Source organism: Butyrivibrio sp. INlla14 (genome assembly GCF_900102515.1).
Lineage (GTDB): Bacteria > Bacillota > Clostridia > Lachnospirales > Lachnospiraceae > Butyrivibrio.
The window spans coordinates 40,925-57,023 of the sequence record NZ_FMVS01000014.1 but is presented as its reverse complement, the minus strand read 5'-3'; the positions used below and the strand labels follow the sequence as shown (position 1 = coordinate 57,023).

Annotated in this window: 10 protein-coding genes; 2 read left to right on the top strand and 8 right to left on the bottom strand. The window is 43.7% G+C overall.

The features are described from left to right. The first annotated feature begins 235 nt into the window (after positions 1–235). Together BLO53_RS10530 and BLO53_RS10525 are read left to right on the top strand one after the other, a co-directional pair. Positions 236–1,651 (top strand): GGDEF domain-containing protein, encoded by a 1,416-nt coding sequence (locus tag BLO53_RS10530; protein WP_092061253.1) that lies wholly within the window; start codon positions 236–238, stop codon positions 1,649–1,651. Continuing rightward, positions 1,648–3,435, top strand: coding sequence for an ABC transporter substrate-binding protein (locus BLO53_RS10525; RefSeq protein WP_092061251.1), 1,788 nt, complete (start codon positions 1,648–1,650; stop codon positions 3,433–3,435). The genes BLO53_RS10530 and BLO53_RS10525 overlap by 4 nt, the downstream gene beginning before the upstream one ends. 26 nt (positions 3,436–3,461) lie before the next feature. On the opposite strand, the gene BLO53_RS10520 is transcribed toward BLO53_RS10525, so the two are convergent. The 8 genes from BLO53_RS10520 to BLO53_RS10485 form a co-directional block, all read right to left on the bottom strand. Beyond that, entirely contained in the window at positions 3,462–4,673 is a 1,212-nt protein-coding gene (locus BLO53_RS10520; protein WP_242875359.1) for an FAD:protein FMN transferase, read from the bottom strand. Positions 4,674–4,762: 89 nt separating this feature from the next. Next, positions 4,763–6,016, bottom strand: a complete 1,254-nt coding sequence (locus BLO53_RS10515) for an FMN-binding protein (protein WP_092061249.1) — start codon at positions 6,014–6,016, stop codon at positions 4,763–4,765. Beyond that, positions 6,016–7,257, bottom strand: coding sequence for a hypothetical protein (locus BLO53_RS10510; protein ID WP_092061247.1), 1,242 nt, complete (start codon positions 7,255–7,257; stop codon positions 6,016–6,018). Before BLO53_RS10510 ends, BLO53_RS10515 begins: the two co-directional genes overlap by 1 nt. Positions 7,258–8,017: 760 nt before the next feature. Continuing rightward, positions 8,018–9,385 carry an MATE family efflux transporter gene (locus BLO53_RS10505; protein ID WP_176757247.1) on the bottom strand — a complete coding sequence of 456 codons (1,368 nt, stop codon included), beginning with the start codon at positions 9,383–9,385 and terminating at the stop codon, positions 8,018–8,020. 14 nt (positions 9,386–9,399) lie between these two features. Continuing rightward, positions 9,400–12,354, bottom strand: coding sequence for an AAA family ATPase (locus tag BLO53_RS10500; RefSeq protein ID WP_092061245.1), 2,955 nt, complete (start codon positions 12,352–12,354; stop codon positions 9,400–9,402). A gap of 74 nt (positions 12,355–12,428) precedes the next feature. Then, entirely contained in the window at positions 12,429–13,577 is a 1,149-nt protein-coding gene (locus BLO53_RS10495; protein WP_092061243.1) for an exonuclease SbcCD subunit D, read from the bottom strand. 134 nt (positions 13,578–13,711) lie between these two features. After that, positions 13,712–14,821 carry a helix-turn-helix domain-containing protein gene (locus tag BLO53_RS10490; protein ID WP_092061241.1) on the bottom strand — a complete coding sequence of 370 codons (1,110 nt, stop codon included), beginning with the start codon at positions 14,819–14,821 and terminating at the stop codon, positions 13,712–13,714. After that, positions 14,811–16,085, bottom strand: coding sequence for an MFS transporter (locus BLO53_RS10485; RefSeq protein ID WP_092061239.1), 1,275 nt, complete (start codon positions 16,083–16,085; stop codon positions 14,811–14,813). The genes BLO53_RS10490 and BLO53_RS10485 overlap by 11 nt, the downstream gene beginning before the upstream one ends. Positions 16,086–16,099: the final 14 nt, after the last annotated feature.

The following is a 16,099-nucleotide window of genomic DNA, read 5'->3' as shown; positions in this document are numbered from 1 at the left end:
GACCTTTGCCACAAGCTAGTGCATGCAATCATATTGTAAGCAAGCAAATATCAACTGTCATAACTTCATAACTTCATAACTTCATAACTTCATAACTTCATAACTTCAGAATTTTATAATTTCGTAAATTTACATATTTATTTTCGCTAGTTTTCATAATTAGACGCCGCATAAATGCTATAATTACTGTGTATATGTATGGACATGGGAAGTATTCTCTCGGAGTTTTTTGCATATGTGGAATAAAGCGCAGGAAAGATTTAGAACTCGAAGCCTTATTGCTACCATAGTCCTGATAATAGCTGCTATGATCGGCTCTTTATTTTTCGTTTTTTTTATCAGGTCTTACACAAGGGAACAGAGTTATCTGAAACTTAAAAATGCTACAGAAGAAACCATCGAATCAATCGAGGGTGAATTTCGTGCGAGCAGAAATATGCTGCGTATGACCGCAAGGATCATTTCCTCCTCCCAGGATTCCCTTTCCTCCTTCAAAACTAATTCCTACCTGACCATAAGCAAAGTCACATCTTCTATTTCAGATATTGCAATCCTCACTGATGACAATACCATTATCAGAATAACCGGAAATGACATTGATGCCACAGGCGTTCTGGATTTTGAAAAGATAAAGCAAAAAGGCGAGCATATATCCACTCTTCAGGAGGATCTCGATACTCCTGGTGTCTATGACATAAGAACCTTTGTGCCCATCAGAAGAAAAGGCGAAACAATCGCTTTTATCTATGGAACAGTTACTCCTGAGGATATTCTAAGTGCCTGGGTTCCCAATATTTATGATGGTAGTGCAACAGTATCAGTTATAGAAAGAAATACCGGCATGTTCCTTATTGACGGCGCCGGTCGTCAGCTTCAGACCATAGAGGAAGCCAGCTTCAGCCTTAATTCGCTTAGTGTAGATGGCTCTTTTACCGAAGCCATCAGAAACGGCAGTAGCGGCTATGCTGTAGGCACCGATAGTGCAACCGGCACTACCACTTACTATTGCTTCCTTCCAATGGACATTGCTGAGTGGGAAATGCTGGTAAGCGTACCCTCAGAGAGTGTTTACGCCCAGGTTCGGCCAATCCACACCTATCTGTATATTTTCTTGTTGGTTGCGGGCATCGGACTTGTCATCTATTTCCTCTACATAATCCACATCACAACCGGTTCCCTTGTAGGTATCGAAAGACGTGCCAATATGGACGCTCTAACTGGCCTTCAGAACAGAAACCGCTATGAATACTTCTGCTCCCACCTGCAGCAAGGCACAGACGGTCTTGCCTGCATATATTTTGACGTAAATGGGCTACACGAACTCAACAACACTCAGGGCCACGTTGCCGGTGACAATATGCTAAAAACAATAGCAACTCTCATCTCTTCAGAGTTTGGCGAGAACAACACATACAGGATTGGCGGCGATGAATTCGTGGCCTTTAGATATGAGCGAGACGAAAGCCTTGTTCGTAAGGACCTTGCCAAGGTGATCCAGGCAATTGAAGATAACAACTACCACGTAGCCTGCGGCCTTGCCATGGCTACACCTGACAAAAAGCTCCTAACTGTCATCAAAAACGCTGAAGCCGAAATGTACGAAAATAAACGCAAATACTACGAATCTATCGGAAAGGAGATGAGGGGATGAAAAAGACAAACAAGCTTCTTTCCATATGTCTTTGCGCCCTTATGCTCCTTAACAGCGGCTGTAGTTTCTATAAGCTCCCTGATATTGAAAATCACAACCTTGATGAATACTACAAAGGGGACGCTGCAGTCTATAAAACTCTTTATTCTTCTGAAACCATGAGCCTCAACTACCTGTCCACAAACGCACTTGTGGACAACGTTATCTGCTCAAATGTCATTGACTGCCTTATCGACTATGACTCTTATGGCAAAGTAGTTCCCGGCCTCGCCAAAAGCTGGGATTCCAATAGTGCCATGACTCAGTGGACTTTTCACTTGAGAGATAACCTCAAATGGGTTGACCATAATGGTAATTACTACGATGAAGTAACCTCAGATGATTGGCTCTGTGCCGCCGAATACGCTGATGACAATGACCTCTCAAAGCCCATTGATTTTACAGTTGAAGCTCCCGATGAAAAGACAATTATCTACACGCTCAAGGACTCTTGCCCGTTTTTTTTAAGCATGCTGTCCTATTCTGCCTTTCTTCCGGTTTCCAGATCCTACCTCAAAAAAGTTGGTCCTATGTTTGCCAAAGACCATAAAAATCTTCTATATTGTGGTGCCTTTATACTTCACTATTTTCAGCCCTTTGAAAAGCAAATTCTTGTAAAAAATCCATCCTACTGGGATAAAGAAAATGTCTATATTGACAGGGTTGAAAACTATTACGACTATGATGCTTCCGATGTTTCTGTTGAAATGTTCCTTGAAGGCAGCATAGACAGGGCCATAATCCCATATGATCAGCTTGTTAAATCCCTGGAAGACCCGGAAATTTCCAAGCATATCCACCGTTCCAGACCAGATAGCTCTTTTACCTACTTCTATGCCTTTAACTTCGATCCTCAGTTCGATGAGAAATATGACCCGGAAAACTGGAAAAAAGCTGTAGTTAACGAAAATTTCAGAAAAGCGGTCATGGCTTCTTTGTACAGAGTTTCCCTGCTGTCTATCTACGAGCCGGAAGACCCTGCTTCTCTTATAAGTAACACCATCACTCCACCAAGATCCCTGTGGATAGAGGGCCAGGACTATACTCAGCTCCCTGCCCTTAACGCAATTTCAGGAAGAGACAGCTACAGCATCGCTCAGGCTAAGTATTTTAGGAAACTTGCCAAAGCTGAGCTTGACGAAGAGGGTGTCAAATACCCCATCAAGATTCTGATGCCCTATGACCCTTCTGTTGAGGGCTGGGTAAAAGAGGCATATAAGGCTGAGCTCATGATTGAAGCGGCTCTTGGTAGAAATTTTGTAGATGTAGTTGTGGAAGCCGGCAATGACACTGGCTTTACCACTTCTGTAATTGAAAGCGGCAAGTATGCCTTCACCAAATGCAGATGGGGCGCCAACTTCTCAGATCCTTTGACCTGGGCTGAGCCCTTTACTGATGACTATGAATATACTTTTTGGAATAGATGTAGTGATACGAAGATTTCTTTTTTAAATGCCAGATGGAATTCCATGATCCAGCAGGCCAGCAGTATCAACTACAGTCAGAAGCGGCGCTATATCGCCTTTGCAGAAGCGGAGAAATTCCTGATCAATAATGCGATAATCGTCCCCATCTCCATAATGAATGGTGATGGCTACGAGATGTGCAACCTGAACGAATTCGAAGGAGAGTTCGCCCCCTACGGCGCAGCAAGGCGCCGCTACAAGCACATGCATCTATATAATAGTTCCATGAACATGGACGAATACAAGGCCGCCTATGATCAGTGGCTTAAGGGATTCTGATATACTTCATATTAGCGGCTCTTATATTAATCCAAGACATGAAGCGAAAGATCATGATACTCGGAAGAAAGCGAGAATCTCTCTGAAGCTCCTGGGGTTATGTAGACATCACCCTCAGTAGTCACAAGGATCATGTCAAAAGAGCTTTCCTGTTTCGCAGCATCTGCAGCATTTGCTGTTTTGTCATTGGCTACGCTGCTCGAATCTGTGCTGGCAGCGGAATATTTGCGGTAGTAATCAATAGCCCCATCACGCCCTTTTACAAAAAGAGCTGTGGAAAGGGCGTCACACATAAGGCCATCCTTACCTATTATGGTAACGGAGATAAGGCCGTTCCTTGCTGGTTTTCCAGTTGAAGGATCTATGATGTGCCAGTAAGTTTCACCATTTTCCTCAAAATATCTCTCATATCCACCGGAAGTGATTATTGCCTCGTCAGAAGCCTGTATTACCCCAAGGATTCCGCTATCACTATCCTTAAAGGGGCTCTTTACAGCCACATTCCACTTGCTGCCATTAGGCTTATTGCCCACACACTCTACATTTCCGCCAAGATTTATAAGTGCACTTGTAACTCCATTGTCGCGGAAATATTGGGCAAGCTTCCTGCTGGTGTAGCCCTTTGTCACACTGCCAAGATCAACCTGCATGCCCTCTGGAATTGTGCAGAGTGCTGCTGCCTGATCATCACTGCCATCTGCATCTGCTTCTTCAAGCTTCACACTTCTGTAATCCACATTTTCAAGAAGTCCTGCAATCTCCTCATCTCCAGGCACCTGATACTCTCCAGTAGTAAAGCCCCAAGCCCTGAGCACCGGATAAATTGTAATATCAAGAGCTCCATCTGTGCTATCACAGTACATCAGAGCTTCCTTCATGATCTGTGCTGGCTCCTTAGAAAGCTCAGCTGATCCTGCTGCATTAAGCCCCGCAATCTCACTATTTTCATCTGTTACAGACAGCTCTTTTTCCAAAGTGCGGATCTGATTATCCGCATCTGCCAAAAGACCTTCCGCTTCTTCACCGCCATACACCTGAATATCCATAACCGTATCCATGGCAAATATAGTGCTGACGTGCATTATCTCCTCACCAACTGCTCCGCCGTCTACAACTTTGGGAAACTGAAAGCTGCCTTTTCCGCAACCAGAAAGAATGGCAACTGATAAAATCAGCGCCATTCCAGCCATTGTTTTATGTTTTATATTTCTTCTAATCCTTTTAAAGCTAAAACTCATATATACTTTCTTCCACAAATCTTTTCTGTTCCTCGATGTAATTTTTCGCCAGAGTTGATCATTACTTGATGCACTTCGCTTATTGGTTTTCACTCAGAAGCTCCGCTCTCCGCCTCCTTAAGGGCCGCACTCACCGCATCAATAAGTCCCTCAGAAGAGTAGGTCGCACCGGAAACAGTATCAACCTCAGCATTCTGAATCGCGATCATCTGCTGTGTCATCTTAGAACCATCTTTTTCTACATCAAAATAGTCCGCGTCATCGGGAAACTTAACTATCTCAATGGCAGATATCATGCCGCTTTGAATGGTGACATTAACGCCAATCTTGCCATTATTGCCCATTCCCTCGCCGTAATAGGTTCCATCTATATAATGATAACTTTCTGAAGACTCAACTTCAACTTCTTTTGGTCCAGAAGCCAATATTTCTCCTGCATCTTCGTTTTCACTTGTTCTTCTGGCGCCGGCAACCTCTGGATATTCCCCATCATTACCATGAGAATTCCCACCATCAGCCTCGTTATCCACAATTACTTCCGGTAAGTTCCCACTATTATCCACATAATCCTCTGATTTGTTATTCCTGGCATTATTTGCTGCTACAGCAAAACTCCCGGCCGCAGCAATCAGCAGCACCGCCACCACAGAAATAACCTGGGCTCTTAACATTTTTTCTTTTGCATTCTTATAGACCGATCTGAAAATCCTGCAAAAGAGATAACTCACAAAAACCACAAAATACGCGAATACGTTAAGTGCATAGCCCTTAACCCCGCGCAGAGCCTTAGGCATTTCAAAGGCCAAAATGTGGATAAAGGTCAGAAGGTAAAAGAGATATGCAAGGCGCTGAAGCTTTTTCCAGGACTTTGGATTCATCTTTTTCCTGATCACAGTAAATGAGGTCACAAATAGCGGCACCATCACAAGGAGCAGTAAAAGAGATATCACAAATTCTACAGTAAAATTTAGTCTCTTTATAAAGCTCTGCCCCAGGGCAATTCCGTGCCCTATAGCCAGAATGCCGCCCAAAATTGAGAGCTGCGCTCTTACAGGCATAGACTTTTTAGCCAGCGTGCTTCCCTGCACAAAGGCCCCTGCAAACATAACAAGGGTGAACAGCGCTCCAACCATGGCGCCCCCTGAAATGTAGGACAGAACAGCCTTAACGGTCTTCAGGGCAATACTTCCAGAGAAGATATCACCTGGCATAAGCTGAACAGTTATCGCTGCAGCCGCTAAAATAACCGCTCCCACATAGTATGGGAGCGGCTTCTTCCTCAGTCTGTCACCGCAGATTTGCACCAATAATACAATTAGACAAAAGGAAATCAGGAACTTCATTATTCCACCGTTACAGCTATGTTAGCGTAGTTATCGCTTGAAATTACAACGCTATAGCGGCCTTCCTCTGCCTGAGCGCTCTTTGCTTCTGATAAAGCTGCGCCGTCGATTGTTACTGTCTCGCCTTCAAGAGCTCCGCTGCAAAGATTTGTCTTTACACTGTCATGTCCCTTTCCGACGATATATACTGCCTCAATCTGAGGATTTTCAAGTCCCTCAGGCACTCCAGTCAGGGTAAGAGTTCCCTCTTTTTCATCTATAACACCTGTAACTTCCACATCTCTGTAAACTGGCTTTACATAAACCGGATCAAAGTTATACACATAAGCGTCATTCTGATTAATGAAGGTTACTGAAACTATCTCTTTTTCCTCAAGCTTGGACAGCTCTGAAAGGTTGTCGAACTTAACTCTCTGGTTGTGAGTATTGTCTGCTTCGATGTTAAAAGAAATTTCGTAAGGCATTACCCAAATACTCTGAAGGTGCTCCATACCTACCTTGAGACCATCTTTTGTCTCTAGGATAACGCCCTGAATATCTGTTCCAATTGGAAGATTCTCGTCTTCTCTTGAACTTCTGATGTACTTAGTTGAGTTTTCCACAACGTTGAGCTGATAATCTCCCCAGTTTGTTCCTGTAAGAAGCTCTGCTGTTGCGTCTGTTACTGTATCTGTAATGTTAAACACTGTTGCCGAGTACTGTGCCTGTCCATTTTCAACGCTTACAATCTTGTACTGCGCAGGTTCTTCATCTGCCTTGGCAAAAGAGTCATTGATCTTAGCAAATTCCTCTGCCTGATCAGCAGGTACTGCCACATTTACATTCTTAACTCCAAGAATGTTGTAGCCCTCTGCATTTGATGTCTCATCCACAAAGTCTGTGCTCATGTTAGGGAAAATCTCATATTTCTTGGCTGTTGCAGATGAAACTGCATCATAAGAATCAGTGCTTGATACATCCCCTGCATAAAACTCAGCATAGGTAAGTGTTGCTGTTCCAAAGACATACTCTGTATTTGGGTCAAGTGCTGCTGCAAGAGGCACTTCCTCCTCTGCAATTGTTGCTTCTACCGAAGCACTTTCTACTGCATCGCTTTCATCAGAAGCGCCCTCCGCAGCTGTCTCCCCGCTTGAAACCACAGACGCAGCATTATCTGCGTTTGCATCTTCTGCCACATTTCCACATCCTGCCATTGCAAATGTCATAACAGCAAGTGTCATAGCTAATACTTTTTTCTTCATACTTTCTGCTCCTCCACGTTGTATTTACATGTTTAAGGCCGGCACAGATATGCGTTTGACTAAAGATACACAAGTCAACACTCGTGCCTGCCTTACGTTTGCTCTTACATGTTAGTTGCCGCTAACACTTAGTTATGATAACAACGAGGTTTTGCAGTGTCAATTGCACTAATTGATAATATTCTTCATCTACTCTTGCATCTTTGTCTGGAACGTTGTCTGGAATTTGAGTAATGCATAGATCATATTTTCCTTTATTCTGCATCATTCTGGCAAGCCACTGTAATGCAAAACAAATAAAAACACAATTCTTGCATCATTCTTTGACACTCGAATAATGCACAAATCATATTTTTCTCTTTTCTGCATCATTCTGGCAAGCCACTGTAATGCAAAACAAGTAAAAAAATTATTTTTGCATCATTCTTTGGCACTCGAGTAATGCACAAATCATATTTTCCTTTATTCTGCATCATTCCGCCAAGCCACTGTAATGCAAAAAAATCAAAAACACTACTTTTGCATCATTGTCTGACACTCGAGTAATGCACAAATCATATTTTCCTTTATTCTGCATCATTCTGACATGTCCAAATAATGCAAAACAAACAAAAACACTACTCTTGCATCATTATCTGACGCTCGAGTAGTGCATATATCAATATATTCCATTTCTTGCATCATTCAATAGCACCTAAGTAATGCACAAATCTAAATTTCCTCTTTTTGCATCATTCCGCCAAGCCAAGTAATGCAAGTTTTAGAATTTCTTAAGTTCCGTATAAGCCATGGGGATTGCGATGAACAAAGATAGCACATCAGCGCAGGCCTGGGCCATCTCTACGCCTGTGATGCCAAGGAATGTAGGCAGGATCAGGATCATAGGGATAAAGCAGATTCCGTTTCTGGCGGAAGCTGTGATAGAAGCCTTGACGCCCTTACCGATAGACTGAAGCATCATGTTACTGATGACGATTGCTCCTGAAAGAGGAAGTGTGCAGGCCTGGAATCTAAGAGCTGCAACACCAACAGTAATCGCAGCATGGTCCTTTGAAAAGCCAGAAATAATGTATGGAGCAAAAATAAAAGCTGCGGCGCCGATACCAACAAGAACAATTGTTGAATACTTGACGCAGAACTTAAATCCCTCTTTTACGCGGGCTGTGAGGCCTGCGCCGTAGTTAAAGGAGCAGACTGGCTGATAGCCCTGACCAAATCCAATAAGAGCTGCTGCCAGCATCATCATGATCCTGCCCGCAACACTCATACCTGCAATTGCAGCATCTGAGCCAATTGAGCCAGCTGTATAGTTGAGAATAAGTGTAGAAATAGCGGCAAGGCCCTGACGGAAAAGAGATGGTGCCCCGCCGTTAATGATTTCCTTAATAAAATGCCAGTTGAGGTGCACATTCTGAGGAAGAAGCTTTATGTTCTCCCCTTTGCTAGTGCCAATAAGAAGTACCAAAAAGCTTGTGGCCTGGCCCATAACTGTTGCTATAGCTGCGCCTCTTACTCCAAGATGGATCACCAGGATAAGAAGTGGATCAAGTACCATGTTCATAACTGCACCGCACATAAGACCAATCATGGCATAGTAAGCAGCTCCCTGGAATCTGAGCTGATTGTTTACCACAAACTGTGCCATCATAAATGGGGCGCCAAAGAGAATTATCCTCATATACTGCATTGTAAATTCAAGAGTCTGGCTAGACGCTCCTCTTCCAAGAAATCCTGCAATTGGTCCTGCGAAGATATTCCCAGTAATAGCAAATATCACACCCAGGATAAGTGCTAGCGCAAAGCCTGTAGAAGCCATTTCGCTGGCTTCCTTATAATTGTCTGCTCCCAGCATTCTTGATAAGTAGTTGCCTGAACCATGTCCGCAAAAGAAGCCTGTAGCCTGGATCAAAGCCATTATGGTAAATACGAGTCCAACTGCTGCTGTGGCAGAAGTGTTGATCTCTGCAACGTCAGATACTCTGGCAACAAAAAAGGTGTCCGCAGTATTGTAGATTGCTGTTACCATCATGCTGATAATTGTTGGAACTGACAGAGTCAGTATCAGCTTGGGCACAGGAGTCTGTGTCATATATTCTCTTCTGTTTTTACCTGTAACTTTTATTGCCATTTGTATACCTCAATTCACACAACAATAACAGCTCTGCTGCCACCACTCTTTTCCTTGGTGACAACTATCTGCTTGTCGATTTTTTCCTTAAGCTCTGTGACATGGGATATGATTCCCACAAGGCGGTTACCCTCAGTGAGCCCTGCAAGAGCATTATAAGCAAGCTCCAATGAGTCAGAATCCAGAGTTCCAAAGCCCTCATCCACAAACATTGTATCGATCTGAATGCCTCCGGCAGATGACTGGATCTCATCAGAAAGCCCCAGTGCCAGTGAAAGAGCTGCCATGAAGGATTCTCCTCCTGACAGAGTTTTGACGCTTCGTCTCGTACCATTGTAGTGATCGATGACGCCAAGGTCAAGTCCGCTCTGCCCCTTGTTATTAGTAGCCTCCTCCAGGCGCTTTAGCTCGTACTGGGCATCAGACATCTTCATAAATCTAAGATTCGCTCTTGCGATTATCCTGTCAAAATATGTGGTCTGAATATAGGTCTCCAGCATGATCTTCTCCTTGCCGGAGAGCTTGCCGCTTGCGGTATCTGCAAGAGAGTTCATCCAGGACAGGCGCTTTTCTGCCTGGGATAGCTCTTTTTGTTTTTTCTCGATGCCTGCCCTTACGGCCTCATTACTCTCCATTCTTGCATTTGCGCTGGTATAAGCATCAGTCTGTAAAGCCCTCTCTCCCTCAAGCTCACTCTTTTTAGCAAGAAGTACCTCCATATCAGGAGCCTTGGCATCTATGAGAGACTCCTCAAGTCCCTTGATCTGCCCCTTTAAAAGGCTTATCTTCTTGGCATGGCTCTTAAGCTCTTTGTCTGCCTTGTCAAAAGAGCTTTGTATTGCCGACACTTTAAAGTCCAGCTCGCCTATCTTTTCTTCAGCCTTAGCCCTATTCTCAAAGCTAAATCCTGCCTTTAGGCTCTCGCACTGCTTCTTATCAGCTTCATGGCGGCTCTTATCTGCCGCAAGCGTCTCCTTCTGAGAGGAAGAGAGCTCTTTTAACTTATTAAGCTCACTTTCAGTTTCAGGAACTATCTTTTCAAGCTGGTTTTTTCTGGCTATGCGCTGGTCCTCAGCCTTGATAAGACCTGCTACCTCAGAAATCTTCTCAGATAAACTTTTCGCAAGCTTCTCCGAAGACTCTTTCATATCTTCCAAACTAAGAGGCTCAGGGCCTTTCATATCATTCCTATAATCTATACCTGAAAAAAGCTGCCCTTCGCCATCGTAACTCTTTCCTATACCGCCACCAGCAGTATTCTCACCTATACCGCCACCAGCAGCATTCTTACCTATTCCACTATCCGCAGCAGTACCACATGCGGCAGCATCACTTCCAGCACTTGTGATAATATCTCCCACAAGCTCCTCATGCTCTCTCCTTGCATGCTCAAGGCTTACGTCAAAAGAGCTGCCAAGCTCGCTGCACTTTCTGCTGGACTCTGCTACCTCTTCTCTGGCCATGTCTGCATCTTTCTTGGCCTTTTTAAGCTCAGCATCAGTTGGAACCTCCATTGACAGTGACGCAGGACTTGGGTGATTTCTTGAACCGCAGACAGGGCAAGGCTCTCCTACAACAAGGGTTGTGGCAAGCACTCCCGCCTGGCCATCTCTGTAGAGCTTAAAAATATGCTCATAAAGACCGTTCTTTTCCTGGTAGATATGATCAATCTCTTTATACTCTTCCCTGGCCTTTTCCAGCGCCTTCTCATCTCTTTGAAGGGCTGTAACCTTCTTATTTAGGACATCAAGCTTATCTTTCCTATCTTCAAGCCCCTTTTTCTCTGATAAAAGATGTTCTTTATTTGCTCCAACATCCTGATAACCAGAAAGTTCCCTTTTAAGCTCCTCAATTTCAGAAGCCCTTTCCTCCTGAGCCTTTATAGAAACCTCGATACTCTTTTCCAAGGCTACTATGTCTTTCTCAAGCTTACCAGTAGCAAGAAGTACTTCCTCATATTCCCTATATCTTGGAAGTTCTGCCTCTATCTGGGCCTTCAGCCTGCTGTAATCATCCTTTTTAGGAAGCTCTTTTTCCGCATCTTCAAAGGCTTTCTTAAAGCCCTCTTCCCTTGGAAGCTCCTTTTCAAGCTCTGCTCTGGCTTTTTCAAGGTCTGCTACTGCTTTTTCAAGCTGCTTGGCCTTTCCAATATTCTCATTTACTTCTGAAAGGGCCTTATCAAGGCCCTCTATCTGCTGCCTTGCCGCATCCTTCCTGGCCAGGTCTCCAGACAGGAGCTTTTCAATAAGCTCCATCACATCGTCTATGACCATCTCTCCTGCTCTTGCCTTGTCCGCTTCCAGCACTAGCTGATCGTCCGACCTGCAGACTATGCCTGAGATGTACTGTTTAACACTCTTTTTGGCATCCTCACAGGCCACATAGCTCTTTTTGCGCTCAGCCTCAAGCTGATTCTGAAGAGTCTGATAGCACTCAGTCTTAAAGAGCTTTCTAAAAATCTCCTGGCGCTCCTTGGTATCAGCCAGAAGGAGCTTTAGAAAGTCTCCCTGAGCCAGCATTGCTATCTGGCTAAACTGGCCTCTGTCAATTCCAAGAAGTTCAGTAACTGCACTGTTTACGTCCTTGACCTTGGTTATCACTTTGCCATCCGGCATGTGGAGCTCTGCGTTTGGAAGCTCTTTTTTCAGTCCCTCTCCGCGCTTTGCAGGGCGCATATACTCTGGATTTCGCTTTATAAAATACTCTTTTCCCCCATGGGTAAAAGACATCTCAACAAAGGTAGGTGTGTCGTCATCTGCGTACTTGGAGCGCAGCATGTTGGCTTCCCTGCTGCCTCCGCTGGCCTCTCCGAAAAGAGCAAAACAGATAGCGTCAAAAATAGTGGTCTTGCCTGCCCCGGTATCTCCCGTTATCAGGTAAAGCCCTCTTTCCCCAAGTTCATTCATATCTAAATCTATCGCCCCGGCATATGGTCCAAAGGCGGAAAGTTTTATATTTTCTGGTCTCATCTCTATTCCTGTATTCTCCCCTACGTTCCCCTTTATTATCTCAAGATACTTACAGTCTATTAGCTAGCTTCTCTTTACTTATTCCAGATACTCTCTATCAGTCCGCTTACTAGCTCGCGCTGTTCATCGCTCATTTCCTGGTTGTTCTGCTTTTCATAGAATTCCTCAAAAAGCTCAATTGGAGACTTCCTCTCAATATCTGTAGCCCCCTCGATAACCTTATTTTCCCTGGTTCTCGTATTATCATAGGTAAGCTTCATAAGATTGGGATAAATGATCCTGAGTTTACTGATGGCATCAGGAATATCCTCTTCATCAGTAAGGATTGCATGGATGTAATCTTCTCTCCTTGTTCCCTCGTAGTTTCTTTTATCTGAAAGTTCCTCGTAGGTTCCTCTGATCTGGCGAAGATCTCGCAGAGGCTCAAAGGGCACAAGTTCTATCTGGACCTTGCCTTTTTCTTTTACCGTGACTACTGTCAGTGACTTGTGGTGGTCCTTCTCGGAAAAAGAGTACTTGAGGGGCGTTCCGCTATATCTGATAGTATCTCTCTTAACCTTCTGAGGACCATGGATATGGCCAAGGGCCACATAGTCGAAATCATCAAACACAGAAGCATCGACGTTATCAAGGCCGCCAACAGTGATTTCCTCAGATTCGCAGCGCTCTGCCCCGGTAACAAACTGGTGGGCAACCAGGATGTTGCGCTTTGTAGGATCTATACTACCATCAGCATGCTCTAGCGCAACCCGCACTGCATCTGTGTAGTCCTTAATATCCTCCTCAGGGTAAAAAGACCTTACTACTGCAGGCTTAATAAAGGGCAGCATGTAAAGATTTACATCACCGCTCTTTTCTGAGTACTCATCAAGTATTGTAAAATGCATAAGTTTTCCATCATAAGCTGGAGATAAGTGGATTCCTGCCTGGTCTATGATACGTGAGTTTTGTGCAAACCTCACAGCGGAATCGTGATTGCCACTAATGGCATAGACTTCAAGCTTACGCTTTGCAAGCTTACTTAAGAAATCATCCCATAGCCTTACAGCTTCCTCTGAAGGCACGGATTTATCGTAGATATCCCCCGCAACAATTACTGCGTCGGGCTTTATCTCATCAATTCTGTTGATGATCTGTATCAGAATATATTCCTGATCTTCTATCATTGAAAATTCGTTAACTCTTTTTCCAAGATGAAGATCTGACAAATGTACCAGCTTCATGAAAATCCCCTACTTTCTGCAGGTTCACCCTGCACTCATTAAGTATAACATATGGGGACTATCAATGTGGTCCAATAAATGTACCACCTTGCCATTCATAGATATATTCCTTGAATGCTAAGGTGGGTATGATTTCAAATCAAGGACTCCCAGTATTTGCTGGCTTCTTCCATCTTTTTTATAACGTTCTTCTCTCCCGGCCCTTTTACATTTTCAAAAAGGCTGCTGATGCCCTCCACAGCTCCGTGGCCCAGATTATCATATATAGGGTTCTTATAATCCTCTCCGGCATGCCAGAATTTTATTTTCCCATTAAATTCATTAGATGGTCTTTTGTCGTACTCTTTTGCCAGTTTATAAGCGGCATCAAGGCTCTTTTTCATATTATCATAGTCCTTATAGCAGGACTGATTTATGGCCTTGAGAGCAAGGCAGAATACCTTGACCTTTGTAAGATAGCTTGTCTTCCCATTGGAAGTGGCATCAACTATATCTATGCACCAGTCCATGAGATCTGCTGCCTCCTTGTAGGAGGCTGGCTTATCCATGGCCATAAGGCTTACATTCATTCCGGTAGCAAGCTCTATACTCTGCACGAGTATCCCTGAAAGTGCCCTGGTATACCTGTCCAGGGTTTCTTCTTTCTTGCCCAGCGCGCGATAGGCCTGGGCAATGCCTATTTCCGCAGCGCCTCTGTAGTTAATCTCCTTAAATTCCTTGATAGACTCATTGGGATAGTCGCTTATCTTGAGTTCTGCAATCTTGTATCTTATTGACAGTTCATTGTCATCGATTCCAGTATTCTGATCCACATAGCGAAGCGACTCCTCAAATAGTTCAAGGGCTTTCTCCCTATATTCTTTCTTGAAGTTCTTAACAGCGCTGACCGTCACATAGGCATTGGCGCACTTATTTAGAATGCGGTAGTTCCCCGGGTATCTGACTATAGCCTTTTCCGCTTCCAAAATTGCCTCATCATAATGACCATCAGACAAAAGTTTCTCTATCCTGTCTATAATGTCATCTACGTTCTTGGAGGAAATGGTATAGCCAAGTAGCGTATCAACAGATATGTCAAAAAAGTCTGCCAGGTCCATAAGGGTCATAATATCAGGGATGGTACTGCCACTCTCCCACTTCGACACAGCGCCCACTGTAATTCCAAAAGCTTCAGCCAGTCCTTCCTGAGTCAGCCCCATTTCTTTCCTGTATTTCTTTATATTCTCATGCAAGTTAAGCTGCATTTAAGGATTCCTCGCTTTTAAACGTATTAGTCAAAGTGCGTGAAACTATTATGTATAGGCACACTATCACATCAAAGCCCCCGGTAAGAGTAAAGATCACATCTGTTGGAAGGAATGCTGCCAGAGCACTCACAGCAAGAGACATTATTGGTGTTACTGCTTGTCCTATGGCATTCATGATAGATGCTGCTCTTGCAAGATACTGCTCCTCAATAAGCTCTATAAATTCTACCTGCAAAAAAGCTGTAAGAAGCGAAATAGCAAGTCCCAACATGAAGCTTGCAAAAGCCACAAATACATACATAAATACTACACTGTCATAAGCTGGCTTTGCAATAATAAGAGAAATATAATATATGCCAATTGCAAGGCCTCCACTGATCACAAATATCTCTTTTCCTATAAATTTGCTAAGAATAGGATATGCAACAGTACCTATAAGAGTTCCAACAGTAACAGTGATGCCAAGAACTGATAAAACTTCTGCGCCACCTCCGAGAACTTCGCTTGCAAGCGGAGCCTGAAGGCTGTTAAGCGGAACCAGGATTCCGTTCAAAAAAGCTGCAAATAAAACGAGGAATCTGGCAACTTTACTGCTAAGGACATATGAAAAGCCCTGTTTAAGCGTTGAATAATAGTTACTTAAATTACCTTTTACATTGGATGGCTCATCATTTCTCATCTTTACAGTTGAGATCAGAAAGGCTGATAAAAGAAATGTCGCCATATCTATATAAATTGCTCCCGCAGTACCGACGAAAGCAATGATACCTGCTGCAATTCCCATTCCAATAAGCTCAACTATAGTACCAAGTGCTGTAGACAAAGACATTCCATAGGATAAATCCTCTTTATCCAGGACCTTAGGTGTTACTGCTGAACCTGCAGGAAGTCTGAAGGCCTCTGCTGTTGAAATCGCAAAAGTTGTAATAACAAGCATCCAGGCTTCCAGAAAGTTAAATAAATAGCCTGTTGCAATAAAAGCAACACATATAGCTCTTATGATATCAGTAACAACCATAACCGGTTTCTTGCGCTTTCCTTCTACCCAAGCCCCGGCAAGCGGCATTATAAGAACTGACGGAAGTTTATTCACACCATATATTACAGCTGACCACATAGCATTACTGGTAAGCTCGTAGATAATCCAGGCTGATGCAATGGCATCCACAGAATCCCCAAAGCGGTTTATCAGTGATGCCATCATCAATTTCATGTACTGAAAATTCTTCAATATGTTTTTGTATCCTGTACTTTTATTCATATACGCTTATCTCC